Source organism: Nocardia sp. NPDC004860 (assembly GCF_040609015.1).
Lineage (GTDB): Bacteria > Actinomycetota > Actinomycetes > Mycobacteriales > Mycobacteriaceae > Nocardia.
Window position 1 is genome coordinate 47,440 of sequence record NZ_JBEXJI010000033.1, and the last position, 25,442, is coordinate 72,881.

Here is a 25,442-nt window from a genome sequence, read left to right on the forward strand (position 1 = left end):
CTTCTCATCGAGTCCCTCAGGATGGGCGGCGAGCAGATCCCGCGGTGATAGTGAAGGTCGCGCGGGCCGGCTTGGACATAGGGTCGGCACGGTCGAGCTCGCTCAGCGCCCATACGATTCGGTTGTAGGCTCGGCGCTGGCGCGAATCCAGCACTTCATCACGCTGTTCAGACGTCAATCCCCGTCGGTCGAAGACGGCTTCCTGTAGATCATGCCGGCTTCAGACCTGCCCGTCGTTCAGTGCCGCAGTACCGGCGTCTGAAACCCATGCCAAACGGGCGTGCATGAAACTGGGCTGCCAATGAAATCCGCTCTTGTGCAATGTGATTACAGCCTGCAGTCCGTGCACACATTAGACGGTATACCCGACACCACCGACAGGTTGCTCGTTATCAGCGGCATAGCCCATTCTCGGTGTGTGTGCCCGAAAACTGTGTGCGAGTGTCTGTTCTGCAAGAGCATCGAGAACTGCTACGACAGAGGATGCCGGCCCGATCATTTTCAGCACCGATGCACTTTCGGCGGGTGCTACTGCGGCCCTAAACAGTCGAGCCGGAATCAATGCCCGCTATGCCGCGTGACGATCTTGAGTAGGTTCAGCAGCTCCTCCGCCTCGATGAGCTGGCTCTGCTCGCTTTCCGGCGCGTCGACATTCCAGTGTGCAATCTGATTACGGTACTGTGCAACAGATTTCAGGCGCTCGACCCACCGCTCCTGCTCGAACGGCCAGTCGAGCTGGTTCCAGATATGCTCTTTGGCAACCAGATGCGGGTAGTTGCCCATCGTCAGATGCTCGGGTGCACTAATAGACTTTGCCTTCTTCTTGTTGTTTTCGAAGCATGAGGCGAGGTCCGCGCTCGGCACCTTCTTGAAGGCGATTCGCAGGCGGCGCTCGACCTCCTCGAGCACTGTGAATGGCGTGACCCGGGTCTTGAGTTCGCCAGCGAGGTCGGATGCGGTAATGATGCGAGTGACGACGTTCGCGCTGTCGACGACGATGATGTAGCCGTACTTCTGGATGTCGGGGATACGGGTGAACAGCTCTTCTTCGACGTGGGCCGCGGGTGGCCACTTGTCCGCGCGTGCTTCCCAGAGGCTGAGGGCACCAGGGCGTAACTGGCTGTGCGCGATGCTCTCCCAAGTTATGACGCCGAGCAGGCAACGGTTATCGTCGACGATCGGAAGCTGGGAAAACTCGCGGGCGGCCATGATCTCTGCGGCCCGGGCGAGGGAATCGTTGCGGCGGATTGTCATTACGGATTCTGGTCGGCGTAGGTTACCAACACGCCACGTAAGGTCGGAGTCCTGCGACGTGCTGGTGCTGCCGGGCGTGTGGGCCGTGGCCGCCGCCGCATTCGGTTCGGCCGTCTCGATGGCCGAGACGGTGACGGTGTCATCGAGTTGTACCGCCGTGAAATCCGGGTCGGTTGTGAGGCCAAGGTCGCGGAGCTCATGGTTGACCGATTCGACTGCGTCCGTGGTTCGTCGGGAATATCCCCACAGGCCGATAAGATCTCGGGCGGACAGCAGGCGGGTGCCGGAATCGCTGACGTCCGTCAGCAACTCCTTGATGTCGACGGGCGGTGTGACCGCGCCGGCATATCCGGGGTCGACGCCGGTGTCGGCGAGAGTTTGGATGCGTGTTGCCGCGTCGCGCCGACTCAGCTCGCTGATCGTGAGGAAGGAGCCCATGCTGTCCCTCAGGTCGGCGCCGATGGCCGCGCGCTCCACAGTTTTGAGCCACTCGACCTTGCGGACGTGCATGAAACCCGGCCGTGCGCCCGGCCTGTGCTCGTAGTCGCCGACAATCTTTCCGAGCGCCACCACCGGCTGGTATTTGCGTGGCATGACAATCAGGTCGCCAGGCTGCATCTGGTGTACGAAGCGCCACAGTTGATGCGTCCAGTTATCGACGGTACGTCGGCCTTCCGACCGATAGCAGCGCTTGAGAATCGAGCGCAGCTCTTCGACTGACTTCACGTGTGACAGGTCCGGGTGAACCTCGCTCCAGCCAGCGATTGCCAGTCCATCGGTGAGCGCTGCCTCCTCACGATGTCCATCCCACCCGCCGCGTACCGTCCATGCGCGTGCCACTTGTTGAATCCTCCGTTGACCCTCGATCAGACAGAAGGGTGCAGTCAACCCCCAACAGCACGGTAGCGAATGCATGCGATTGCTGCCAGGGAATGCAGACCTTCTCGGCAGGACGCATCTGAAAGCCTTGCACGCCAACACCGTTGCTTTGCGGGAGATCCGGCACCCATCGGAACTGGCTCGGTTGACTGGTCGACTCATACTGTTGCCGCTAAGGTGGCGATTTCGAAATGTGACGGTGGTGACGACGGCGCATCAGGCAAAGCGCTTCCCCCTGGTTGCCAGAGCGGCTCGGCCGCGAGTGCTGATTCGCCAGCGGCAGCGAGGCTGGCTGGGGATGATCAGGCCGCGGGATTCGAGTTGCGCGAGGGTGTTTCGAGTTCGCCAGCTGGTTAGAGTTGATGACCGTTGGATCTGGGCTGCAGTCAGTGGTCGTCGGTGTGGAGTGCCGCCAGGATGGCCACCTCGGCAGGGGTCATTGTTCGATCACCTTCGGCTTTCGGGATCGGTGTCTTCCCGATGGGCGGCCGCTTCGATTGGGGACATCGAGATGTCCGCCTCCGATGAGTGGAAGTCGAAGGGAGCTGGGGCTTCCCGCGTGGTTGTCCGAGTAGAAGCCCCAGCAAGACCAGACGAAGACGGCCGTGCAGAGAGTCAGGATCGACAGGAGCGCCCACGCGTCCCAAGGCATTGCGGCATCCTCTCGTCAAACAGAATGTGTTGGAAGAGTTCGTTATTCGAGCTAATCGGGCTTGTTTTCCGAACGAATCTCAGTAGACACGGGGCGTGATGGTGTTGGAAGATTTCAGTGCCGCGGTTTCCGGGGCACTTCTCAAACTTCCAAATCTCAGGAAGAAACCATTCCAAAACGACGCCGAGCAGATAGTGAGGCTAACGGAATGACCGGTTCGACCGTTCCCCGCAGGATGCTGGGGCGCCAGTTGCGCCACCTGCGTGAGAAGGCGGGGGTGGGTATGACACAGGCGTGCAAGGCTATTGAGGTTTCGCCGCAGACTATGTGGCGGATGGAGGGAGGGCAGTCGGTCAAGCTGAAGGTGGTCTACATCGAGGCGTTGTGCCGGCTATACGGGGCGTCGGACGACGATATGGCGACTCTGCTCGGGCTGATCGAGGAAGCGCAGCGCACTGGGTGGTGGCACTCGTACGGGGATTGTGTGCCAGTGCATTTCGATCTGTACCTTGGGCTTGAGGAGGCTGCCAAACGGCTCACCACGTGGCAGGTCACCCTGCTGCCGGGATTGCTCCAGACGCCTGAGTACCGCCGCGCCATGATCTGGACGGTGTTTCCTGGAATGCCTACTGCAGCGGTCGAGCAGCGGGTGGAGATGACCGTGAAGCGGCAGGGGCGGTTGCGTGAAGCGGACTTCGTGACCACGGCGCTGCTTTCAGAGGCTGTCCTGCACCATCAGGTCGGAGGTCCAGGGGTGATGGCTCGTCAGCTGAGTCATCTCGTGGCGCTCGGGAAGTCTCCGAACGTCTCGATTCGGGTTGTACCGCAACGGGTCGGCTCGCATCTGGGGTTGCAGACTGGACCGTTCGTCCTGCTGGAGTTCCCATCGCGAACATCTCCTGACCTGCGTACCAAATGGGTCGAGCCGCCAGTCGTCTACGTCGAGGGCTACACCGGCGCTCTCTACCTGGAGAAGGACAGCGAGATCGACAGTTATCGGAGTGCTCTTGTGGAAATCAAGCGGCATGCGTTGGATGAACAGGACACACGAGACATGCTGGCGCAGATAGCGAAGGAGTACATCGGATGAGTACCCGATCCGGTGCGGTCTGGTTCAAGAGCAGCCGTTCGGCACAACAAGACGCGTGTATCGAGGTTGCCCATTTCGCGGATCGGACAGGGGTCCGCGATTCGAAGCACCCAGGCGGGCCTGAACTGATGTTCCCGGCTGCGGAGTGGAGCGTCTTCAATGACGCCGTGAAGGCCGGACGGTTCGATCGGCACTAGGGTCGCAGGTTGGGATTGAGCTGGCTGCGTACGTGCAGATTCATCCGCACGCACGCAGCGCCGACTCGATGAACTCCGGTTCGAAACGCACATCCTTACCCCAAACCTGATGCGCAAGATCGAGTTTGCCCTTGAGGTTGGCTACCAGCGCTCCCTCTTGGTCGGGGGTACGGCTGCCCTCAGCCAGCGCCTTGGCGTAACGGACCGAATCGACGATGACGGACTTGATCCGTTCATGGTTCAGGTACGTCTGCAGGTCGGCTTTCCAGTTGCCTGTTGATGCCTCGGGTTCGGCCGCCGCCCACAGCCGTAGGAATGTTGCGTACTCGTCCGGCTGGTACGCCATCTTGTGCAGGTGTGAGGCCACGTCGTATACCGGGTCGCCGTATAGAGCCAACTCCCAGTCGAGGAATACGACCCGCCCAGCGCGGATGATCATGTTCTTCCGGTGCACGTCGGCGTGCACCAGTCGGAATGGCCGGGATTCGAGTGTGCGCCAGCCTGCTTCGATGGTGTTGAAGGGGTCCTCGGGTACCTCGAGCTTTCGGTAGAGCGGGCGGAAGCGGTCATAGTTCTCTCGGAACACCCGTCGAGTCACGTCCGAGAGCTGGCCGGCGAATACCAATGGGTCATCGGAGAGCTGGTGTGGCGTGGCGGGCAGCAACTCGGTGGGGATGAGGCGGAGTTCGGCGAACAATTGAGCAACGTCTCGGGGTACACATGGCGGTACAGCCTGTCCGCGGGGTGCGATGTTGTCGAGCAGTTCGCCGTCGATGTAGTCCTGCAGTTGGTATGTCGGATCGGTGGATTCCCAGCGCACTTGGGGCACGGAGGTGACGAAAGGTTCGATCGTGCGGAGTACTTGGACCTCGGGCCACAGTCGCAGGTCCATGATGTCCGCGCCATCGACGGGGATTCGGACATTGACCGCGCCCGATGAGGTCTCGACGCGCACGTTGTGGTTGTAATAGCCTGCCGCGGAGTCGGTTCGGGTCACAGCTTCGCGGTAGCAGGAGTCCGGATCGACGCCCAGGACCTTCGCGAAGACCTCCTGGGCGGCGTGATCCAGATCCTGTCCCGGTGTGGGGGCCTGGATTCGGGTGAGTGCTCGTGCCGCGGCGAGGGACACTGCCGGATCGGACCATCCGAACAATGCCAGCACGCCGCGCGCGAGAAGGACGAGTGCCGGGTAGACGTTGGCGGCTTCGAGTTCGGATACCGCCCAGCGGGCTGCTTCGACCGCGGCGGTCTGGTTGCCGCGGCGGGCGTGGACGCCGGCTCGGAACAGTTCCGCTCTGGCGCGGCCGGAGCGGTAGCCCGCGCGGTCGAGGGTTTCGCAAGCGTCGGCGAAGGCGCGTTCGGCTGCGTCCAGGTCGCCGAGTGCCAGGTGGGCGATGCCGAGGGCGGTGAGCGCCTTACCGAGTTCATGGAGGGCGCCGAGTTCCCGTTGGATAGTGATGGCTGCGGCTGCGGCGGCGATGCCTTCGGCGGGATCGGTCAGGGCGAGCAGCTCTGCCCTGTTCGTCGCTATATTCGCCTGTCCGACGACTGTTCCCGCTGCCTCGAAATGAGCGTCGGACTCAGCGAGATAGCGGGCGGCCGCGGCGGTATCGAAAGCCATGCGATACGTGAGATGGCGCAGCCGGGCGATATCGCCGAGAAACTCGTGGTCTCCGGGGCCGGCGAGCTCGCTGAGCTGTTCACACAATTCGAGTGCCTGCGCGAACCGTCCCTGACACATATGCAGGTCGGCTGCCCACAATCCCGCGCCGAGCCGAACCTGCCCGGTCGCTCTCGACCACAGAGTGCTGTACATCTCCAGTGCGTCGTCGGTGCGGCCGAGGATGCGTCGGGCATTGGCCGCAGCGAGTGCAAGGCGTTCGGCGACAGGTCCGATGCCATCAGCTGTGATCGCGGCGGTGAATTCGTCGGCTTGCTTCGCGTCTCCGAGGAGAATCGCACCCTCGGCTGCCAGATACTGTGTCAGCTCGCGCAATTCGGGCACGGCAGGCCGTGTCCTGCCGTTCTCGGCCAGGTAGTCGTTCAGATCGGCCAGTACCGCATCGATCCCTTGTTTGCCGCCGGCTGCCGCGACGCGGTCCACATAGTCGAGCAGCGCGACAATGGTCAGCGTTCCGGCGCGCAAGCCGTGGTAGCAGGCTTCGCGCAATGCGGCGACGCGGTCGGCTCCGGAGTCCGCTCGGTCCCGCCAGAGGCTGTGCAGCACATCATGAAGCGTAGTGGCCACCTCGCCGTCAAGTCGCTGACGCAACGCGGTCACCATGAGCTGATGTAGCTGGAACCGGTCGGCGACGCGATCCGCCTCGGCCGTGTGGACGAACGAATAACTGATCAGTGCTTTCCACGCCGAGATATGTGCCGGGAGTCCGAAAGTCGTTGCTACGGAAGTGAAGATCTCGTAATCGAACACCCGGGGGAGGCCCAGCAACTCCAGCGTTCGGATCTCGTCGGGTGCGACGTGCTGGAGGAAGCGCTCCAGGATCGCTTCGGGTGAGATCAGATCCGGTGAGGTGCCGACATAGGCCCGGGCGTCGATCGCGAGATGCAGATAGAAGGGAACACCTGCGCTCGCCGTCGCGATTGCCTCCCGCTCAACGGGGTCGGTTACGCCGGATGCGTCGAGCAGGCGCCGGCGGTCGGCCATCGACAGGTCATCGACGGCCACTGTCTCGGTCCGGTCGCTCCACTCGCGATCATGCCGCTCCCAACCGAGCGGCTCCCGGCTGGCGATCACCACCAATCCCTTGTCCAGCTGCGCGACGATATCTCGAAGCCAGGCATCGGACACCGCGGCTCGGCCGATCCGGTCGATACCACCGACCAGAGCCTCGTACGCGTCGAAGAACGCGACATAGGGTGCTCGCCCGGATGCGGCATCAGCCAAATCGGCAGCGAACAGGTACGAAACGGCACCTTCCAACTGGCTCAGCGTCAGCTGATCGAGCTCCTGAAGAACCTGATCGTGGCGGATGCGATACGACCGCTTCGCCTTTCGCGTTCCGAGTTCCAGCAGGCGCGCGGCGGTGCCGAAGACCGGGATCCCTGTCGCGTTGTTGAGGACTTCGGTGATCACCTCGCTGTTCTCCGCGAACGTCATCGATTCGAAGCTCACGCGCAGATGCGGGTGCAACCGTTGCCAGAGCACTGTGTAAGCGATGTCGAATCGGTGGAACTTGATCTTCCGGGAACCGTATTGGGATCGCAGCACGGCGAGTGCATCGATCGACTGCCGGTGGCTTGGCACTTGGAAGTCGACGGTCGCGGTGGGGTGCGCGTCCGAGGCTCGTCTGCGCAGTTCTGCCAGCAATCGCGATTTTCCGATGCCGCCGACTCCGGTGAGCAGCAAGACTTTTGGAGTGTCCGATGCTTCGGCAAGTAGCCGGTCGAACCGAGCAAGCACTCTGTCCCGGTTCACGAACGGTCGGCCGATTGCTCCTGGTTGATAGCGTGCGATCAGCGCCATAGAGCCTTCCCCCTCGCTGTGGCTGCGGGGCAATTGTCCCCGATGATCAGGTCGAAAGGGCGGAGTTTCGGACGGACTCTCACGTCAAGTTGTCGAGACCAACCGCCCGGCACTATTCACAAAGGCGCCGACCGGGTGACCGATACAGTGACCGATTCAGCGAGAAGGCGCTCGAGCTGGTGTTTTCCGGTCAGCGGTCGTCGGACGCATCCGTGTGCGCGGCCGCCTCGGTAGGGTGGTTCGGCGGACCACTCGAACCATAAGGAAGCTTGGTGTTCTCTCCCGATCAGCTGGTTGTCGTGATACCCCGCGAGGACATCGAAAGGGGGGACCTGGGGCCCGCCCTCGAGGCCCTCAACTCGTGCTTCCTTTCGCCGGAGCGCGCCCGAATTTTCATGGGCGCAGTCGAACTGGTCATTGAAGGTTACGAGCACATCCCGACCGAGCTGTTCGAGATGGAACCGGTCCGTCAGTTCGTGCTACGGCTCGACGATGAGTTTCCCTACTGGTTGTATTTCCTCGGTCTGGGTGGCCCCTCACTGCGGCTGATCTTCGGCTGCTTCCTGCCGCCGTTCCTCGACGAGGCCGAGCGGCGCCAGCAATTCGCGCACCGTCTGGGGGCGGTGGTGGAGAACCGGTGGCTGCCCGCCATGGGTGACGTCGCAGCATTCGCCGGCCTCGCTGCGGCCGAGCTGGACGCCCGCACCGCCAGCGTCTTCGACCACTACTTCCGTTCCAGCGCACCGGCAATCGCGACATCACCGGCCGACACCACCGTGACTTTTCGCGATCAGGCTGCGGCCGTGGTGGAGGAAGTCTTCTACGGTGAGCCGACCGGCGTTGAGATCGAGAGGGACGACCACCCGTTCGACGGCCGCCCGGCGGCACCCTGGGATCCCGAGCAGATCCGGATCTCCACCCGCACGTTCTCCCTGCGCAACGTTCTCGACATGATCGACGACGGCGATCTCGAACTGGCCCCCGATTTTCAGCGCAACCGAGTGTGGAAGGGCCGCCAGAAATCCCGGCTCATCGAGAGCTTGCTGCTGCAGATTCCCTTGCCCGCCTTCTATTTCGCCGAGGACCGCGGTGGGATGTTCCGTGTGGTGGACGGCCTGCAGCGGCTGTCGACCGTGCACGAGTTCGTGAAGGGCGGTTTTGCTCTCGACGAGCTCGAGTACCTCGATGGCGAGCGCGAGAAGACCTTCGCCGAACTGGATCCGCCACTGCGCCGCCGCCTTCACAACGCCCAGATCGTGGTGCACGTGATCGAGCCGTCCACGCCCAACCGCGTCAAATACGACATCTTCAAGCGCATCAACACCGGTGGAGAGCCGTTGAACGCCATGGAGATCCGGCACTGCATGAGCAGCGCGCGCAGCCGGAACCTGCTCAAACGGTGTGCCTCCGCCGAGGTCTTCCACGCGGCGACCGGCGGCGTGCTGCGAAATCACGTCCGCATGAACGACCGCGAGGCCGTCCTGCGTTTCCTGGCCTTCTACACCCTTCCGGATCTGCAGGAGTACGACTCCTACGGGTCGTTGGAGAACCTGCTCGACGCCACCACCGAACTCATCGACGACGTCGGCCAGATCTCCGACGCTCACCTCGAATCCTGGTTCGCCGCCTTCGAACGCGGCATGATCAACGCGCGAATCATTTTCGGCGACTATTCCTTCCGGCGCTGGCCCGCCGGCAACGATCGGCGCTCACCGATCAACCGGGCGCTGCTGGAAAGCTGGGGTGTCGTTCTGTCCGCCTACCACCCCGACCAGCTTGAGCGCGCCCGGCCTCGAATCGTCGCCGAGGCTCGCGCGGCCATGGCGAAGAACAACGAATACATCGCCGCGATCAGCGCCTCCACCGCCGACCCCAAACGCGTGCGGGTCCGCTTCGAGGTCGCGCGCCGGATCGTCGAGGACGCGGTCGCTCTGTCGTAGGCACAGGTTTCGTCCGGCCGCTGGCCTCGGAGAACATCGAGTCGTTGCGGTTGCAGGATCCTGGACGGATTGGCGCAGGCCCGGTCGGTTCGTATCGCCGGTGAACCGGAACTGATGTTCTCGGAGAGCGATTGGGAGGCACTCGCCGACGCGGTGAAGGCTAGAGAATTCGACCGGCCCATAAGGGCAGGACTTCAGTCCTGCAACTCGCCGCTCACCGTCACATCGACCCGTACGCCAGCTGATTCATATGTGTTCGATCGTGCGCCGGCCGATGGCCGCGCTGAGCGCGTCCAGCTCCGCGAGCACATCGGTCGCGGCCCAGATGCGGTTCCGTTTGCTCTCCGAGAGGAGCTCGAGAATCCCCGCGTCGGTCAATCGACCCAGGGCCCGGTAGGTGCTGGCGTCGGTGGTGCCGGCGATGCGTTGTGCGGTGTCGGCGTTGAGGATTGGGGTTTCGAGTAGCGCAGCGAGGAGGGTTTCCTCCGCCGAGTTTGCTCGCGGGCGGGCGATGTCTTGCCAGCGTCTCGGCAGGTCGGCGAGAGCCATGGCTGACTCCTGTGCGGCCTCGCTGGCGTGGATCGCGCCGACTGCCAGGTACTCGACGAATGTGTCGATGTCGCCATTGCGAAATCGGTTGAGGTGCATGAAGTATCGGCCGGTGTCCGCCAGCATGACCGACGCCAGCGGTACGGTCACTCGGCGAGTGAGGCCGCGGCGGCGCAGCACGGCACTGATCAGTGCCCGTCCGATGCGCCCGTTCCCATCGGTGAACGGGTGGATGGACTCGAACTGGGCGTGCGCGATGGCGGCTTGCGCCAGGATCGGCAGATCGTCTCGGTTGACGAAGACCAGCAGATCGGCGACCAAATCGGCGACCAATTCGGGGGGTGGAGGGACATGCGCAGCGTTGATCGGCGTGTAGTCGCTGCCGCCGATCCAGTTCTGCACATCCCGCAGCTGCCCCGCATCGCGGGCGGTGTAGTAGTCGATGGCCATCAGTAACCGATGTGCTTCGAGCAGATCGTCCAGCCCGACGCTGCCCGTGCCGGCCGCATCGACCATCGCGATCAGGGCCTTGACCGCCGCCAATTGCGACTTCGCATCGTCGCTGGCCTTACCTCCGGCGACAGCTTTGCCGAAGGCTCGCCAGCCCGCATCGATATGTTCGATCTTCGAGGACGCGACGGACTCACCGCGCAGCAGGAAGTCGGCCAGTGGCACGAGGTGCTCGCCGAACCCGGCCTCGAGGCGGGCTATCGCAATCAACGCCGCTTCGTGGGCGCGAGCAACGGGCCCGGTCGGATCGTAGTCGAGCTGGCCTATTCTGGGCGGAATCGCGACCGTGATCCGATCAAGGGTTCGATCCGCCCGCGAGCCGTGACGCTCACGCGGGTTCCAGACCCGCTCTTCGCTCCGGTGTGGTGGCCAGTTCACGCGGTCTCCTTCGAATAAGGTCGACCAACTCTGCGGTTAGCTTACTTTATAGGTACGAAACGTAGCTAGCGCCGCCCTTAATCTACTTTGCGTGCTCCTCCGCGTCGGTGATGAAGCCCGGTTCATCGGGGACGGTGAGCAGTGGGAGGCGGCGGGCTAACCAGCCGCGACCGAAAGACATCGGCGTGGACGGCCTACTTCGAGTCTTTGCCGTAGCCGAACTGGCGAGCCGGGGCCCAGTCGATCTCTTCGACGAAGGGGCTCTCGAGCAGACGTGGTTCGGAGCAAGCGACGTCACATGGGAAAGGCGGGCCGATCGTCCTTTTTCTCGGGCATTTGGGCCTTGCTGCTGAGACCTAGAGGAGTGATCGTGGATTGATGACAAATGTCTCGAATCTGACCGCGCCGGAACGACGCCAGCTGGCCCAGCACACGCTGGACTCGCTGACGGACCGGGCGGGGCATACGTTGACGCAGGTGCGGTGCGGTTGTGGTCACCGCGTGGCGGCGGTGTTCGATACGCCGGCCGGCGCGGTGTATCAGTCGGCGACTGGGCCGCACGCGCATGGATCGCGTGATTTCGTCGATGCTGCGCACAGCGCTCACGGGCATGGCACCCGGTTTACGGACCTGCTTGCCGGTGACGGCTTTGTCGATGACGCGTTGCCCGCTTCCTGCGAGTGCGGGCCGCACACACTGTCGCGGTTCCGGCTCCAGGAAGCTGTTGCGAACCACGAGCATAAGATTCTGCTGCCCTGATCAGCCATCACAAGGCCGTAGCCGTGCGTCACCAGCGGCGCGGAGCCGGTCTGCCACGAAAGCTCAGCTGGTAGCCGTCCACAGCGCACTCCTCCCGCGACCCCGCCTGCCCTTGGAACCGGCGGCCGCCCCGGCGTGCCATGCGCTCGAGTGGCTCAGTTCGAGCTCAGGGCGGAGTTGAGCGTGTAGGTGCCGACGAGGTCGGCTTGCCCCAGGACGTGGCCGGACATCGCTTGGCGCAGCTGTTCTCCGGTCACCGCCCGCTGTAGCGGCAGCCGTTCGACATCCAAGGCGCAGACGGTGAACACGTAGTGATGGATGCGCTGGTCGTTCCAGGGCGGGCAGGGGCCGTCGTAGCCGTAATGATCCATTTTCGCACTGCTGAAGTCGTTGAGGCCGTACCGCGCGTTATGGGGTGTAGCCGGACCCGGCTTGCCGGGTGTGCTCTGGAGGCTGCCTGCGGCGATCTGCCGCACGTCGGCTGGGATATCGAACAGCACCAAATGGTAGAAGTCGTTGCGCGGCAACTCCTCCGGCACCGTTCGCCCCTCGATGTTCACGTCCGATCCGGTGCGGGGTACGTCGATGTCGCAGCACACGACCGCGAACGATCGTGTTCCCGCCGGCACCTCGTCCCACGCCAGATGCGGGTTCCGATTGGCGCCCGCGCGGACATGGTGCGCGGCATCCGGTACGCCGTAGGCGAACGTGGCCGGAATGCGCGCATTATCGTCGAACGAATCACTTCGGACCTTCATAACGATGCCTTCCACTCATGCGGCCCGATCAGCCTCCGCTATTCAGATGGCGATGAGGGCGCAATCAACACAGCTCGTCGGTGGGATCATTCTGCGGCGTTCCCGCGCCATTGGGGGAATCTCATCTCGTCGGTCGACCACACTGTCGTCCGAACCTCTGCCTGGGCGAATCAATTCGTGCGATACATAGATTCTGCGCTTCTGCCCTGCCCCCGCCCAGAAGCGAAGGTCATCGGAACGGTATCCCCGCCGCTACAATGGGCATTACGGACTGCTCGCGCCCGCCAACTCAGTGGACGAGAATTACCGCGGCCAGCCGCCGTCGAGTCGGTTGTGAACGGTCAGATGACATTCGGTCGCTGGGTCGGGGCCGTCGGCCCGAGCGAGTCCGGTTGGGGCCGTGAATCATTGAAGCCGGGGAATCCCGGTGTCCTGCGCGAAGTGGTGAATCGATCGATAAACGATGACGCAGACGAGTAGTCCACCGCAACAGAGTCCGGTCACTGTACTGCTGGGCGGTGATGTGATGCTCGGTCGCGGCGTCGATCAGATCCAGCCGCATCCGGGTGATCCGCTGTTGTACGAACCGTGGGTCGATGACGCCCGCCGCTACGTCGAGTTGGCCGAGAAGACGAACGGGCCGATACCGTACCCGGTCGACTCCGACTGGCCGTGGGGCGACGTGGGGCCGATGCTCGACCAATTGGCGCCCGAGGTCCGGCTGATCAACCTGGAAACGTCGATCACCGCCGACGGCAGATTTGCGCCCGCCAAGGGCATCCATTATCGGATGAACCCCGCCAATATCGCGACGCTGAAAGCGTTTCGGCCCGACGTCTGCGCGTTGGCCAACAACCACGTCCTCGATTTCGGAGACCGCGGTCTGCGCGACACGCTCGATACGCTCGACGCGGCGAGCATCCGCACAGCCGGGGCGGGAACGAGCATCGACGCGGCCTGCCGACCGGTGGTGGTGGAGCCGGGCACCGGGCCGCGGGTGGTCATCGTCTCGGTCGCCAGCACCAGCAGCGGTGTGCCGCTGGCGTGGGCCGCGCAGCACGATCGGCCGGGGGTGTGGCTGCCCGGTGATCCGTTGGGCCGTGGTGTCGCTGACCATGTCGCGGCGGAAGCGTTGGCGCACAAGCGCCCCGGCGATATTCTGATCGTGTCCGTGCATTGGGGCCCGAACTGGGGCTACGGGACCGGGCGGAGCGAAATCCAGTTCGCGCAACGGCTCATCGACGCCGGCGTCGACATCGTGCATGGGCATTCATCGCACCATCCTCGTCCCATCGAGATCTACCAGGGCAGACCGATTTTCTATGGCTGCGGTGATGTCATCGACGACTACGAAGGCATCCCCGGATATGAGTCCTACCGTCCCGAACTGCGGCTGCTCTACCTGGTTTCGGTAGATCCCGGCGGGCAGCCGGCCGGAATCCGGATGCTGCCCATGCGGGTACGCCGCATGCGGCTCGAACGTGCTTCCCGGGCCGATGCCGATTGGCTGGGTAAGACGCTCACTCACATCAGCCGCCGGTTCCACACCCATATCGACCGCGGAGCCGACGACCTGCTCGAGATCCGCTGGGGCTGAGCCCAACTCACACCAATGGCCAGCTCGAAGCGAAAGTCATCGATCGACTTCAGACATAGAGGGCGTCGATGCTGTCGGCGAGGTTCTCGATGACTATCTTGCGGCGCAGTTTCATACTCGGTGTGAGATCACCGGTCTCGACGGACAATTCGTGGTCGATGATGTCGAACTTCTTGATCTGTTCCCAGCGATTGAGTTGGGTGTTGAGTTGGGCGACGTAGGCCTCGATCACCTCGTGGGTCTTCTTGTCCCGCGCGATTTCGGCGAGCGGTTTGTCTGCCAGACCGTGCTTGCCAGCCCATTCGATGATGCTCTGGGTATCGAGGCCGACCAACGCGACGCAATAGGGTCGTGTCTCTCCGTAGACGATGAATTCCGCTGCGTACGGACACATTCCCTTGAAGGTGGCGGCAATCGCGGAGGGCGCGACGTACTTGCCCTGCGAGGTCTTGAACAAGTCCTTCTTGCGGTCGGTGATGTGCAGGAATCCTTCTGCGTCGATCTCGCCGATGTCGCCGGTGTGGAACCAGCCATCCGCGTCCAAAGCCTCGGCGGTGGCCTCCGGGCGGTTGTGATAGCCACTCATCACACCGGGACTTCTGAGCAGGATCTCGCCGTCCTCGGCGATCTCGACCTCGGTGCCGGGGAACGGTTTGCCTACGGTTCCGAAGCGGTATGCATCCGGTCGGTTGATGAACGAGGCGGCGGCGGTCTCGGTCAGGCCGTAGCCTTCGAGAACGATGATGCCGATCGCGTCGAACCACTGCGCGACATCGCGGTCCAAGGGGGCCGCTGCCGAAACGAAGAACCTCAGCCGGCCACCGAAGCGTTCGCGGACTTTGGAAAGCACCAGCCTGTCGGCGACTTTGTGCTGCAAGGAAACCAGCAACGACGGATACCTGCCTGCCTGCCTGGCACGCGAGACCCGCAGGCCAACCCCGACTGCCCAGTCGAAGAGCTTCTTCTTGATCCCGCCTTCTTCTGCCATCGTGCCCTCGATACGGGCATGCGCCTTTTCGAAGATGCGAGGGGCGGCCGCCACGATGGTGGGGTGCAGTATCACGAGGTTGTCCACGATTTTGTCGACCCGGCCATCGATTACCGTGGGAAAGCCGATCAGCGGTGACAGCGCCAACATCACCTTGCCGAAAGCGTGAGACAGCGGCAGCCACAGAAAGTTCAGGTCGTCCGGGCGGAGGGCATTCAGCGCGTCGATTGCCGCGGCGCTGTACGTCCATGCGGAATGCGGCAGCCGAACACCCTTCGGGGTGCCGGTCGTACCGGAGGTGTACATGATGCTGCTCAGGTGCTCGGGCCGGATGCCGCGGATGCGGTCGGCGACCGCGTCGGGGGATTCGGCGAGCAGTCGGTATCCGAGCTCTTCGAGGTTGTCGAGCGTGATCACCCAGTCGCCGTCGCCTTCGCCATCGAAGATCACCACTTTCTGCACGTCGGGCAACTCGGCGCGATGCTCGATCAGCTTGTCGACCTGTGCCTGATCCTCGGCAACCACGATCCGGCTGCCCGAGTTGGCGACGATGAACGCGACGCCGGGGGCGTTGGTGGTGGGGTACACGGTGGTAGTGGCCGCGCCGGCGCACATGACGGCGAAGTCGGCGAGCACCCATTCGTAACGCGTGGACGACGCAAGCGCGACCCGTTCTTCGGCCTGGATTCCCAGTGCAATCAGCCCGGCGGCGAGTATGTCGACGCGGTCGCCGAACTGCTTCCAGGACACACTGGTCCAGCCCTCGCCATCAAGGAATCGGAACGCCTCCGCCCCTGGCGTCTCGGCGATGCGGTCGACCAGCATCTGGGCAACCGATGACGCCCGGTCCTCGATCTTGCTGAGATCGGGAAGTTCCTCGGATTGCCGGAGGAACGTCATCACTTGATTCTAGGGATTCCCCGGCCGATCGATGAGGCGCTCGGACGAGAAAAGGCGTGTAGTGGGGACTGCGCAATGCGGGCGGGGCGGCCGCTATTGCCCTGGTGATCGGGAGGGGGCACTGTGAGAGGCACCGGTGGCGCCACCGGGCGCTGCCTCTGTGCAGAAAGGAGGTGGATCGTGTTCGCACGGTCTACCACGCTTCAGGCGCAACTTTCCGCTCTCGAATCCGGGATCGCACATGTGCGGGACGAGGTTATGCCGGGGCTGGAGGGCATTCCCGGTTGTATCGGACTTTCGTTGCTCGTCGATCGGCACACCGGCCGGTGCATCCTGACGACCTCATGGGAATCCGAGGAAGCGATGAGAGCGACCGCCGAGCAGGCGGTCCCGATGCGCAATCGTGCGGCAGAGATATTCGGCGGCAGTCCGATGGTCGAGGAATGGGAGATCGTGGCCATGCATCGCGCGCATCAGACGCCGCAGGGTGCGTGTGCGCGTGTCACCTGGGTGAAGACCGATCCCAGCCGGATCGATAACGCCATCGAGGTCTACCGTGCCCACACCTTGCCCGGTATGGAGCAGCAGCTCGAGGGATTCTGCAGCGCGAGCCTGATGGTGAACAGGTCGTCCGGTCGTGCCGTCTCGTCCAGTGTCTACGAGAATGCCGAGGCGATGGAACGCAACCGGATCGCGTCGGCCGCGTTGCGCGTGGACGCCGCCCGGCAGGCACGCGTCGAGGCCGTCGACGTCCGCGAATTCGAGTTGGCATTGGCGCATTTGCGCGTCCCCGAACTGGTTTGACCTCGAGCGGGGGTCGGCGAAACGGCAGGCCGAGACCGGAGGTTCGACACGTCCGGTCCGTCCCCGAGCAGGTGGTCACCGCAGCACGGCCGCAGCGCGCGGCCGTGCTCGGTCGGCCGGTTGGGGCAGTTTTCCTGGCGCGCAGCCGCATTCCCACGATCGCCGGCACGGCGAGGCCGGTGGCTGAGCGCGGTCGCCAGTGGTGAAAGCTCTTTGCGCAGAACCTGTTTGCCCGCAATCTTGGTGAACCCGTGGGAGCGTGCCCTTCTTGGCATGCACATGCCCCGGCCGCAACAACGAGTCGATATCGACGAACGCGCACACGGGCACCCGGCAACAGATCGGCCCGCTCACACGACCGGGGCGAGTGCGCACGCAAGACTGATTCCAGTCGATTCGACGGTCATGACCGAAACTGAACTCCCACAACAAGATTCCGATCGTCGGCGGCGCAGGCACCCGGTCGAACGCCCTGCCCATGCCGCCGCTGCGCAACACGTCGACATCATCGGTGCTTTCCATGCGCACACACATCCGGGCGATCAGTGTCGCCAGCTTCCGGGCTGTTCGGACAGCCGCATCACTGGCACCGGACCGGCCCGCGACACGAGTTTCTAGATCATCGAGCACCGCTGACTCCGGGCGAACATATGCGAAACTTGCCCCCGCAGTGCACTTCTAAACCTGCCCCGATCACTGCCTGAACAAGCGATCATCCCAGCTCGACCGGAACCCCACATCGCCGACCACTACGACATGTGATCGGCGGGGATGCTGCGCGCCCGTAGCCATATTTTCGTCACCATCACCACCCGCGCGATTGCCTATTGGATCAACGCTGGGCGGCCAGCCCTGACGAGGAGGAGTTCGGCGATGAGTTCCCTACGCGTCGGCAGTGTTTTGAACACTTTCCTGACAGTCGTTGGGGTGATTGTTGCCGTCCTTGTGCCGATCGGGCCGATCGCTGGGGTGGCTTCGGCGGCGGGCTGCACGCTGACACCGACCGGCGGGACCGTCCCGCGAATGATCGGCACTCGCAATTACACGCTCAACGTGCCGCAGGGATTGACCGGCCCGGCGGTTGGGTTGCTGATCAGCCTGCACGGCACCGGCGACACCTCGGCAGGCATCGAACGCGAAACCGGATGGAGTTCCTACGCAGCGGCTCACAATTTCATCGTCGCCTACCCGCAAGGCACCGAGTTCGACAAAACTTGGCACTTCGAGCAGGGGTCTGTCGACGTCACCTTCCTCGAGCACGTTGTCACCGACATCGAATCGACCTGGTGTGTCGACACCCACCGCGTCTACGCTGACGGCTGGTCCGATGGGGCGATCATGTCTCAGCGGATGGCCTGCGACGCCGCGGACCTGTTCGCCGCCGTCACCTCATGGGAGGGCACCGACCCGACGGACCCCAACCCCCTCGAACCCAGTGCCGTCGGCACACCGTGCACACCGAGCCGCCCTATTGCGGTCGGAATATTCCAAGGGGCGTTCGACCCCATCTCCAACCTCGTGGTCGGCCTCGCGAACGTCCGTGACTGGACCCGCCGTAACCGCTGCCCAGCGACAGCAGACCCCACCTCCGACCGTTACGGCACCCATACGAACTATCAGCCCTGCGCCGCCGGAACGAACGTCGCGTGGCGAGTCGAATACAACACGACACACCAGTGGCCCACCGGCGCCATCGGCCAGGATCTACGCGATCAGCTCTGGAACTTCCTCGATTCCCGCACTCTCCCATGACCACTGAAACGTAGCTATTGCGCCGCCGCCGTCTCTGGGCTGTGTCACATGCCGTCCAGCATGGGCTCGGGACGTTTTCTTGGTGCGGGGCAGGAACTTTTGCAAGACCAGGTGGTGCAGCCAGCGGTGGCCAGGGTCGATGAGGGCTTGGCGCGGGTCGAGCTGTGGGCTTCGGTACCTCGGGTCGAGCGCGTGCCGGAAACCAGTTCGGTCGGAACTGTTTGGGTCCGTTGATGATTCGCGTGGGGTTCGCGGAAGTTTGTCGGGGCGATGCTCTAACGTAACGCGGTATCTGTCCGTCACGACCGTGGAGCGTTATGGCTGCCTCGTTCGACCTTCATACCCTTGCGGTGCTCGGTGCGGCTGGGGAGCGGCTGGTCATCTGGCATGTGAATGTGGGTGCGGCGCTGGGGGAGTCGCGGCTATCGGGCGCTTGGGTGCTGGATCGATCGCGCACGGCGGAGATCGAAAGTCTCACGGTCGGATACCCGATCGTTGAGGCAGGCAATGACGCTGCTGCTCCTGGAACTGTAGGCAACGATGCCCAGACGGCTGGCACGGTGGGTAATCGCACTCAACAGGCCGGGATGGTAGGCGAGAGTAACCACTTGACGGACGTCGTGGGCGTTGGGGCCGCTGTGGCGATCGCGGACGATCGGATTGTCGGGGGTGCTGGGATTGTCGATGTCGATACGACTGTCGAAACCGTCTGTGCCGCAATCGAATCGGCCGACCAGCGGTTCGCCGCGCATCAGGATGCGAGCGGCGGGAAGTTCACCAGGCCGCAGTGGCCGGTGATCGTGGCGCCGGATGTGGTTGCGCTGCCGCAGTTTCGGGTGGATGTGGCCGACGATCACATTCGGCCGGTGCTCACGCTGGCGCGGGGGCTCGCGGATCTGGCGGATGCGTGGGCAGCGTTCGAGTCGCTACGGCTCGCCCGGCCTTTTCTGGAGGACCTCGGTGGGGCGGCCGCACGGCCGTTGCCGCTCGCGGTGCGGTGAGTATGGCGGGACTGTCGTTCGCCGCCATCGATGTCGAGACCGCTAATTCCGCGCGAGGCAGTATCTGTGCGGTCGGCGTCACCGTCGTGCGGGACGGGCGGCGCGGAGAGACCGCGTCGTGGCTGTGCCGCCCGCCCGCGGGGCTGGACTTCTTCAGCTGGCACAACATTCGCGTGCACGGGATCTCAGCAGCCATGGTCGCCGACAAACCGGAGTTCGCGCAGCGCTGGCCAGAGGTGGAGAGCCTGGTCGGTGAGTTGCCCGTCATCGCCCACAATGTCGGATTCGACAGCAGTGCGATACGGGAAGCATGCGGCCGCAGTGGAATTCGGATACCGGCCTGGTCCTACAGCTGCAGCCTCGCCCTGGCCCGCCGCCACCTGAGTCTCGACAGCTACCGCCTGCCCGACGTCGCGGCCGCTCTGGGCATCGACTTCACCAACCACCACGACGCAGCCGCCGATGCCGCCGCCGCGGCCGACATCGTGATCGCCCTGGCTGCCCGGGCCGGAGTCGATTCGCTGTCAGCGCTCGAGCGCATGGTGGTCAACCGGCCCCTGCGGACAAATCGGACATCACGAAAGTCCGCGGCTAACACGCTGATGCGCGCTGTGCCGACTGTTGTGGAACGCACTCCGCGCCGATCCTGGTTCGGCCGTGAGGAATTGGTGCTGCCGGAGGCTACCGGCACCGATCCATCGCACCCGCTGTACGGCCAAATCGTGGTATTCACAGGTGATCTCGCTGCCATGACCCGCCAGGAGGCGTGGGATGCCATCGCGGCATGTGGCGCGACTCCCGCGCGGAATGTCACTCGGCGCACGACCCGGCTGGTCATTGGTGACGGATTTCGTGGTGTCGATCCCGATGCGTTCACTACGACGAAGGCGCGTCGGGTCGCCGAGTTGCGGACGCGGGGGCAGCGGATCGAGGTCATGGATGAGGCCGCATTCGTGGCGTGTGTGGGGGCTGGGGCCGGGTTGTCCGGAGGTCGGGGCGGGGTGTGAGAAGTGCATTGTTGCGTGGTTTTGACGGGCTCGGTAGAGAGGGTGAGGGGAATCGGTCGGATGAGTTAGAGGCGGAAATGACGAGTGCAGGTGGTCGGCGTCGGTGGGTGGCGGTGGGAATCGCCCTGGTGGCGGCGGGCTTTGCTGTGGTGCCGGGGATTGCGTCCGCTGTGGAACCGCTGGATTCCGGCGCGGCATTCGCGGCCGACGGCTCGCATATCGACCATCTGGTGCAGCGGGATGATCGCAAATCCGCCGTATTCGTGTATTCGGCTGCGATGAACCGTGTCATCGAACTCTCGGTCATTCGTGCCGCCGACAATTCCACGCCGCGTCCGACGGTGTATCTGCTCAATGGCGCAGAGGATGGCATCGATGGGAGTGGCAACGAGGTCTCCTGGGAAACCCGCACCGATGTCGTCGATTTCCTGGCCGACCAGAACGTCAACGTGGTGAACGTCCTGGACGGCCGCTACACCTATTACACCGACTGGCAGTCCGACGACCCCATGCTCGGCCGCAACAAGTGGACCACTTTCCTCACCCAGGAACTCCCGCCCGTCATGGACTCGGCCCTCGGCTCGTCCGGCCGCAATGCCCTTGCGGGAGTGTCGATGTCGGCCACCTCGGCCCTCGCCCTCGCCGAATCCGCCCCCGGCCTCTACCAGAGCGTCGGGTCGTTCAGCGGCTGCGCCCAGACCAGCACCGACCCCGGCCGCCGCTACCTGCAGGCCACGGTTCTCTCCGGCGGCGGCAACCCGTGGAACATCTGGGGTGTCGATGGCTCCCCGGCCTGGACCGCGAATGACCCGTCCACCCCCGCCAACCTCGAGAAACTCCGTGGCATCGACCTCTATTTGGCGGCTGGAACCGGCGCGAACCCGGCCGCGGCAGGCGGTGGCCAAGTCGGCGCGTCCAGCACAGCACTGGAATCCACCGTTGAAACCTGCACCCGCGCGCTGCAATCCAGCATCGAAGACCTGGACATCCCGGCCACATTCGACTACCTCCCCGGCGGCGGCCACAACTGGTCCTCGTGGCAGGTCGACTTTCACAACGCCTGGCCCGGAATCGCTCGCAGCCTCGGCGTGTGACTCGCAGGCTCGGCGTGTGCGGAGGCTCGGCGTGTGCGGAGGCTCGGCGTGTGGCTCGGAGGCTCGGCGTGTGGCTCGGAGGCTCAGCGTGTGACTCGCAGGCTCGGCGTGTGGCTCGCAGGCTCGGCGTGTGACTCGCAGCTTCGGCCGGCGAATCGAGGCACCACGCCGGATGGCCACCCGTTCGGTTCCGCTGTCACTCGGGTGCGGGCGGGCCGATAAGCTGCTCCGGGTGACCGACGAGAAGCTGCTGCAGGGACCCATCCACGCCGTCCATGTCGAGCTGGGCGCTACCTTCGCTCCGTTCGGGGGGTGGGAGATGCCCGTTTCGTACGCGGGGACCGTGGGGGAGCACACGGCGGTCCGTACCGCTGTCGGGCTTTTCGACGTCAGCCATCTCGGCAAGGCGACAGTCAAGGGTGCGGGTGCCGCGGCCTTCGTGAACTCGGCACTCACCAATGACCTGAATCGGATTCGCCCGGGAAAGGCGCAGTACACGCTGTGCTGCACGCCGGAGGGCGGGGTCATCGACGACCTCATCGCCTACTACGTGAGCGATGACGAGATCTTCCTGGTACCCAATGCGGCGAATACCGCGACCGTGGTGGCGGAGCTGCAGAAGGTCGCGCCGGAGGGCATCACAGTCACCGACGAGCATCGCGGGTACGCGGTCTTCGCCGTGCAGGGCCCGCGGTCGGCGGAAGTCCTCGCCAAGCTCGGCCTGCCGACCGACATGGAGTACATGGCCTACGCCGACGCCGAGTGGGACGGTCGCCCGATCCGGGTGTGCCGCACCGGCTACACCGGTGAGCACGGCTACGAGCTGCTGCCCCGCTGGGCGGACGCCGAGGCCGTCTTCCGCGCGCTGGTGAGCGAGGTGCAGGCCGCTGGCGGCCAGCCCGCCGGACTCGGCGCGCGCGACACCCTGCGCACCGAGATGGGCTACCCGCTGCACGGACACGAACTGTCCCTGGACATTTCGCCGCTGCAGGCCCGCACCGGCTGGGCCGTCGGCTGGAAGAAGCCCGAGTTCTGGGGCAAGTCGGCGCTGGAGGCGGAAAAGGCGGCCGGTCCCCGTCGAATCCTGATGGGGCTCAAGGCGATCGACCGGGGCGTGCTCCGGCAGGGCCAGACCGTGATGCGTGGTGACGCCCAGGTCGGCGAAACCACCTCCGGCACCTTCTCGCCCTCCCTCAAGGTCGGCATCGCCCTGGCCCTCCTCGACACCGCCGCGGGCCTCGAGCCCGGCGACGAGGTCGAGGTCGACGTCCGCGGCCGCCGTCTGCGCTGCGAGGTCATCCGCCCCCCGTTCGTCGAAACCCGCACTGCCTGATCAGGTTTCCTGAGCCGCGAATCCGACCAGCCGCCTCTGGCGACTACGACGCCATCGCGCGCGTTGTGGACGACTGGTGGGGGCCGGTCGGTCGTGGCGGCGGTTCCCAGGCTTTTCCTGGATCACTTCGCCGCGACCAGCCTGGTCGCCGGACAAGCGTCCGGCCGCGCCATCGCCTCAGCTGAACCCAGATCCCCAGCCGTATTTGGCCTCGGCCACAACAATTCCCCGGCCGCACGAGGCCTCACCCTTTCAGAGCCCACGGCCCGCCCCCAGAGTCGCGACTGCATCGGAGTCCCGGCTGCTGCACCAGGGCTCATGCCGCTCTGGGTGTCAGCCGCACCAAGTGCCGACGACGTCGTTGTCCTGTTTGCAGGCTGCGGCGTCGAGTCCGGCAGGGCGGAGGGAGTTGAACATCGTTCGGATGGTGTCGTCGGTGGCCGTGCCGTCCGTGCCCTGATCAGCGTAGAGGACCATGACCACGGACTGGCCGTTGTTGCCGGGCACCGCGACGGCGTGGACGATCGAGGCGGCCGGGTGCGAGCAGTCGTTCGGGCCCGGGTTGGCGAGGGTCGCTGTCACGCGTGCGGCGGGTTTGCCCTGCACCGTAAGGGTTTCGACGTTGCTCATCGTGTAGGTGGAGTTGGGGCGGTCGTCATTGGCTCCGGCCACGGTGGCCCAACTGCCGGCCACGTCTTTGGCGGCGGCGGACACGTCGCCCAGTTTCGAGCCCGTCACGCCCGCGATGGCTTTCGAGTGGTGGCCGTCGCACGCCTTCGGGGAGAGTTCCGCGGCACCGCTCATCACCACGCGTCCGCCGCCGCCCTCGAAGCCGACGATGGTGGTCGGTGTCGGGACCGTCCAGTCCTGCGGCACGTCGTACACGGCATTGCGTGAGATGGAGTAGGACGTCTGCCATCCCGGCGTGAGCGACGCGATGGTGGATCTCGGTGCGCTCGCCGTCGTGGTGGGTAGCGGTTTGGCGCGGGTCGCGGTGTCCTGCGGCCCGTATTGGTCTGCGGGCAGCGCGGTTCCGGTCACGGTGTGTGCGGGCGTCAGCGCTGCTACGACGAGGATGGCGACCAGGCCCAGCACGCTCACTGCGATCAGCGCGATCATCAGGGGCCGGTGCGAACTGGGCGGCTTCGACAGCGGATGCTCCGGATACACGTCGCCCACCCTATCCAGGGGCAGCGACGGCGGCCGGTCACCGAACCGTCCGGCCGGTCGACAGGGGTAGCCCGGACCATCCGGTCGAGGGCGGCGAATTAGACTCCCGGTCATGACTCTTGCCGCACAGTTCACCCGTGTACCGCATCCCGCGCCACTACCGGCGGAGCGGCGGCAGGAGATTCTCGCGGAGCCGGGGTTCGGGCGCTACTTCACCGATCACATGGTGTCGATGGATTACGTGGACGGGCAGTGGACCAACGGCCGCGTCGAGCCCTACGGGTCGCTGGCCATGGACCCGGCCACCATGGTGTTCCACTACGGCCAGGCCATCTTCGAGGGTCTGAAGGCCTACCGTCAGGCCGACGGCAGCATCGCCACCTTCCGGGTGGATGCCAATGCCGCGCGTTTCCGCCGCTCCGCCGCGCGCATGGCGATGGCGCAGCTGCCCGAAGAACTGTTCATCGAATCGATCCGCCAGCTGCTCGAGGTGGACGCGGACTGGGTGCCCGCCGCCGGCGGCGAGGAGTCGCTGTACCTGCGGCCGTTCATGTTCTCCACCGAGGTCGGGCTGGGCGTGAAGCCCGCCTCCTCCTACAAGTACCTGCTGCTCGGCGGTCCCGCCGGCGCGTACTTCCCGCGCGGCCTGAAGCCGGTCAAGGTGTGGCTGTCCACCGAATATGTGCGCGCGGCTCCCGGCGGCACCGGTGAGGCCAAGGTGGCGGGCAACTACGCCGCCTCGCTGCTGGCCCAGCAGCAGGCCGCCGAGAAGGGCTGCGACCAGGTGGTGTGGCTGGACGCCTGCGAGCACAGCTATGTGGAGGAGATGGGCACCAACAACCTCTTCTTCGTCTTCGGCAGCGGCTCCGACGCCCGCCTGGTGACCCCCGAGCTGTCCGGCTCGCTGCTCCCCGGCATCACCCGCGACTCGCTCATCACCCTGGCCGCCGACTCCGGCTACAAGGTCGAGGAGCGGAAGATCTCCGTCGAGGAATGGAAGAGCGGCGTCGAATCCGGTGAGATCACCGAGGTTTTCGGTTGCGGCACCGCAGCCGTGGTCATCCCGGTCGGCTCGGTCCGCTCCGCCGACGGTGAATTCACCATCGGCAACAACGGCGAACCCGGCGAGGTGACCATGGCGCTGCGCGAGAGCCTCACCGGCATCCAGCGCGGCACCTTCGCCGACAGCCACGGCTGGCTGCGCACCATGGCCTGACCGGCCCGCCGAACGAAAAGCGCCCGCCCCGAGAGCATTTGGGGCGGGCGTGGACATTTCATGGTGCGGGAGCAGCACCTACCGCTGAACCTGGTGTCGCGGGGACGAGCAGCGGGGCGCAATGGTTGTG

At 64.6% G+C, this 25,442-nt stretch carries 19 protein-coding genes and 2 pseudogenes; 12 read left to right on the plus strand and 9 right to left on the minus strand.

The features are described 5' to 3' along the window. Positions 1-16 precede the first annotated feature (16 nt). On the minus strand, positions 17-154 hold the full coding sequence (locus ABZV44_RS38095) for a hypothetical protein (protein WP_354847715.1): 138 nt from the start codon (positions 152-154) through the stop codon (positions 17-19). 404 nt (positions 155-558) lie between these two features. Beyond that, positions 559-2,094: a CBS domain-containing protein gene (locus tag ABZV44_RS38100; protein WP_354847718.1), complete on the minus strand. Its 1,536-nt coding sequence runs from the start codon at positions 2,092-2,094 to the stop codon at positions 559-561. Positions 2,095-2,993: 899 nt separating this feature from the next. Between ABZV44_RS38100 and ABZV44_RS38105 the strand changes: the two genes are divergently transcribed. Together ABZV44_RS38105 and ABZV44_RS38110 are read left to right on the plus strand one after the other, a co-directional pair. Next, the gene (locus ABZV44_RS38105; protein WP_354847721.1) at positions 2,994-3,875 is read left to right on the plus strand and encodes a helix-turn-helix transcriptional regulator; all 882 of its coding nucleotides are present in this window, start codon (positions 2,994-2,996) and stop codon (positions 3,873-3,875) included. Next, positions 3,872-4,072, plus strand: coding sequence for a DUF397 domain-containing protein (locus ABZV44_RS38110; protein WP_354847724.1), 201 nt, complete (start codon positions 3,872-3,874; stop codon positions 4,070-4,072). Before ABZV44_RS38105 ends, ABZV44_RS38110 begins: the two co-directional genes overlap by 4 nt. Before the next feature lie 40 nt (positions 4,073-4,112). Here the strand turns inward: ABZV44_RS38110 and ABZV44_RS38115 are convergent, their stop codons facing one another. Next, positions 4,113-7,205, minus strand: coding sequence for an aminoglycoside phosphotransferase family protein (locus ABZV44_RS38115; RefSeq protein WP_354847839.1), 3,093 nt, complete (start codon positions 7,203-7,205; stop codon positions 4,113-4,115). A gap of 27 nt (positions 7,206-7,232) precedes the next feature. Next, positions 7,233-7,556, minus strand: a pseudogene (locus tag ABZV44_RS38120) (ATP-binding protein); the annotation flags it as partial. 272 nt (positions 7,557-7,828) lie between these two features. Between ABZV44_RS38120 and ABZV44_RS38125 the strand changes: the two are divergent. Beyond that, complete coding sequence (locus ABZV44_RS38125; RefSeq protein WP_354847726.1) at positions 7,829-9,496, plus strand: DUF262 domain-containing protein; 1,668 nt, start codon at positions 7,829-7,831, stop codon at positions 9,494-9,496. 246 nt (positions 9,497-9,742) lie between these two features. Here the strand turns inward: ABZV44_RS38125 and ABZV44_RS38130 are convergent, their stop codons facing one another. Beyond that, the gene (locus ABZV44_RS38130; protein WP_354847729.1) at positions 9,743-10,933 is read right to left on the minus strand and encodes a Fic family protein; all 1,191 of its coding nucleotides are present in this window, start codon (positions 10,931-10,933) and stop codon (positions 9,743-9,745) included. Positions 10,934-11,311: 378 nt separating this feature from the next. Here ABZV44_RS38130 and ABZV44_RS38135 point away from each other — a divergent pair, with 378 nt between their 5' ends. After that, on the plus strand, positions 11,312-11,692 hold the full coding sequence (locus ABZV44_RS38135; protein ID WP_354847731.1) for a hypothetical protein: 381 nt from the start codon (positions 11,312-11,314) through the stop codon (positions 11,690-11,692). 155 nt (positions 11,693-11,847) lie between these two features. On the opposite strand, the gene ABZV44_RS38140 is transcribed toward ABZV44_RS38135, so the two are convergent. Then, positions 11,848-12,450 carry a YbhB/YbcL family Raf kinase inhibitor-like protein gene (locus tag ABZV44_RS38140; RefSeq protein ID WP_354847733.1) on the minus strand — a complete coding sequence of 201 codons (603 nt, stop codon included), beginning with the start codon at positions 12,448-12,450 and terminating at the stop codon, positions 11,848-11,850. Positions 12,451-12,913: 463 nt separating this feature from the next. On the opposite strand from ABZV44_RS38140, the gene ABZV44_RS38145 reads away from it, so the two are divergent. Beyond that, entirely contained in the window at positions 12,914-14,047 is a 1,134-nt protein-coding gene (locus ABZV44_RS38145) for a CapA family protein (RefSeq protein WP_354847736.1), read from the plus strand. Positions 14,048-14,096: 49 nt separating this feature from the next. On the opposite strand, the gene ABZV44_RS38150 is transcribed toward ABZV44_RS38145, so the two are convergent. Further along, the gene (locus ABZV44_RS38150) at positions 14,097-15,935 is read right to left on the minus strand and encodes a long-chain fatty acid--CoA ligase (RefSeq protein WP_354847739.1); all 1,839 of its coding nucleotides are present in this window, start codon (positions 15,933-15,935) and stop codon (positions 14,097-14,099) included. Positions 15,936-16,115: 180 nt separating this feature from the next. Here ABZV44_RS38150 and ABZV44_RS38155 point away from each other — a divergent pair, with 180 nt between their 5' ends. Continuing rightward, positions 16,116-16,739, plus strand: a complete 624-nt coding sequence (locus ABZV44_RS38155) for an antibiotic biosynthesis monooxygenase (protein WP_354847741.1) — start codon at positions 16,116-16,118, stop codon at positions 16,737-16,739. A gap of 127 nt (positions 16,740-16,866) precedes the next feature. On the opposite strand, the pseudogene ABZV44_RS38160 reads toward ABZV44_RS38155, so the two are convergent. Further along, positions 16,867-17,347 (minus strand): annotated as a pseudogene (locus ABZV44_RS38160) (IS1380 family transposase); the annotation flags it as partial. A 415-nt stretch (positions 17,348-17,762) separates the two neighbouring features. Here ABZV44_RS38160 and ABZV44_RS38165 point away from each other — a divergent pair. The 5 genes from ABZV44_RS38165 (at position 17,763) to gcvT (ending at position 22,926) form a co-directional block, all read left to right on the plus strand. Further along, positions 17,763-18,491, plus strand: coding sequence for a PHB depolymerase family esterase (locus ABZV44_RS38165; RefSeq protein ID WP_354847744.1), 729 nt, complete (start codon positions 17,763-17,765; stop codon positions 18,489-18,491). Positions 18,492-18,808: 317 nt separating this feature from the next. Continuing rightward, the gene (locus ABZV44_RS38170; protein WP_354847747.1) at positions 18,809-19,492 is read left to right on the plus strand and encodes a hypothetical protein; all 684 of its coding nucleotides are present in this window, start codon (positions 18,809-18,811) and stop codon (positions 19,490-19,492) included. 2 nt (positions 19,493-19,494) lie between these two features. Next, positions 19,495-20,499 carry an exonuclease domain-containing protein gene (locus ABZV44_RS38175; RefSeq protein ID WP_354847749.1) on the plus strand — a complete coding sequence of 335 codons (1,005 nt, stop codon included), beginning with the start codon at positions 19,495-19,497 and terminating at the stop codon, positions 20,497-20,499. A 77-nt stretch (positions 20,500-20,576) separates the two neighbouring features. Further along, a complete protein-coding gene (locus ABZV44_RS38180; protein WP_354847752.1) occupies positions 20,577-21,593 on the plus strand; it encodes an alpha/beta hydrolase family protein in 1,017 nt (338 codons plus the stop codon). 232 nt (positions 21,594-21,825) lie between these two features. Further along, positions 21,826-22,926: a glycine cleavage system aminomethyltransferase GcvT gene (gcvT, locus tag ABZV44_RS38185; protein WP_354847755.1), complete on the plus strand. Its 1,101-nt coding sequence runs from the start codon at positions 21,826-21,828 to the stop codon at positions 22,924-22,926. Positions 22,927-23,259: 333 nt separating this feature from the next. Here the strand turns inward: gcvT and ABZV44_RS38190 are convergent, their stop codons facing one another. Beyond that, a complete protein-coding gene (locus ABZV44_RS38190) occupies positions 23,260-24,096 on the minus strand; it encodes a hypothetical protein (protein ID WP_354847757.1) in 837 nt (278 codons plus the stop codon). A gap of 112 nt (positions 24,097-24,208) precedes the next feature. On the opposite strand from ABZV44_RS38190, the gene ABZV44_RS38195 reads away from it, so the two are divergent. Further along, positions 24,209-25,312 carry a branched-chain amino acid aminotransferase gene (locus ABZV44_RS38195; RefSeq protein ID WP_354847759.1) on the plus strand — a complete coding sequence of 368 codons (1,104 nt, stop codon included), beginning with the start codon at positions 24,209-24,211 and terminating at the stop codon, positions 25,310-25,312. Positions 25,313-25,442 lie beyond the last annotated feature (130 nt).

Excerpts from the sequence above, each read along its gene's own strand:
- ABZV44_RS38105 (WP_354847721.1), top strand. The coding sequence starts at position 2,994 with ATGACCGGTTCGACCGTTCCCCGCAGGATGCTGGGGCGCCAGTTGCGC.
- ABZV44_RS38110 (WP_354847724.1), top strand. The coding sequence starts at position 3,872 with ATGAGTACCCGATCCGGTGCGGTCTGGTTCAAGAGCAGCCGTTCGGCA.
- ABZV44_RS38135 (WP_354847731.1), top strand. The coding sequence starts at position 11,312 with ATGACAAATGTCTCGAATCTGACCGCGCCGGAACGACGCCAGCTGGCC.
- ABZV44_RS38140 (WP_354847733.1), bottom strand. The coding sequence starts at position 12,450 with ATGAAGGTCCGAAGTGATTCGTTCGACGATAATGCGCGCATTCCGGCC.
- ABZV44_RS38145 (WP_354847736.1), top strand. The coding sequence starts at position 12,914 with ATGACGCAGACGAGTAGTCCACCGCAACAGAGTCCGGTCACTGTACTG.
- ABZV44_RS38150 (WP_354847739.1), bottom strand. The coding sequence starts at position 15,935 with ATGACGTTCCTCCGGCAATCCGAGGAACTTCCCGATCTCAGCAAGATC.
- ABZV44_RS38165 (WP_354847744.1), top strand. The coding sequence starts at position 17,763 with ATGATCGGCACTCGCAATTACACGCTCAACGTGCCGCAGGGATTGACC.
- ABZV44_RS38170 (WP_354847747.1), top strand. The coding sequence starts at position 18,809 with ATGGCTGCCTCGTTCGACCTTCATACCCTTGCGGTGCTCGGTGCGGCT.
- ABZV44_RS38175 (WP_354847749.1), top strand. The coding sequence starts at position 19,495 with ATGGCGGGACTGTCGTTCGCCGCCATCGATGTCGAGACCGCTAATTCC.
- ABZV44_RS38180 (WP_354847752.1), top strand. The coding sequence starts at position 20,577 with ATGACGAGTGCAGGTGGTCGGCGTCGGTGGGTGGCGGTGGGAATCGCC.
- ABZV44_RS38195 (WP_354847759.1), top strand. The coding sequence starts at position 24,209 with ATGACTCTTGCCGCACAGTTCACCCGTGTACCGCATCCCGCGCCACTA.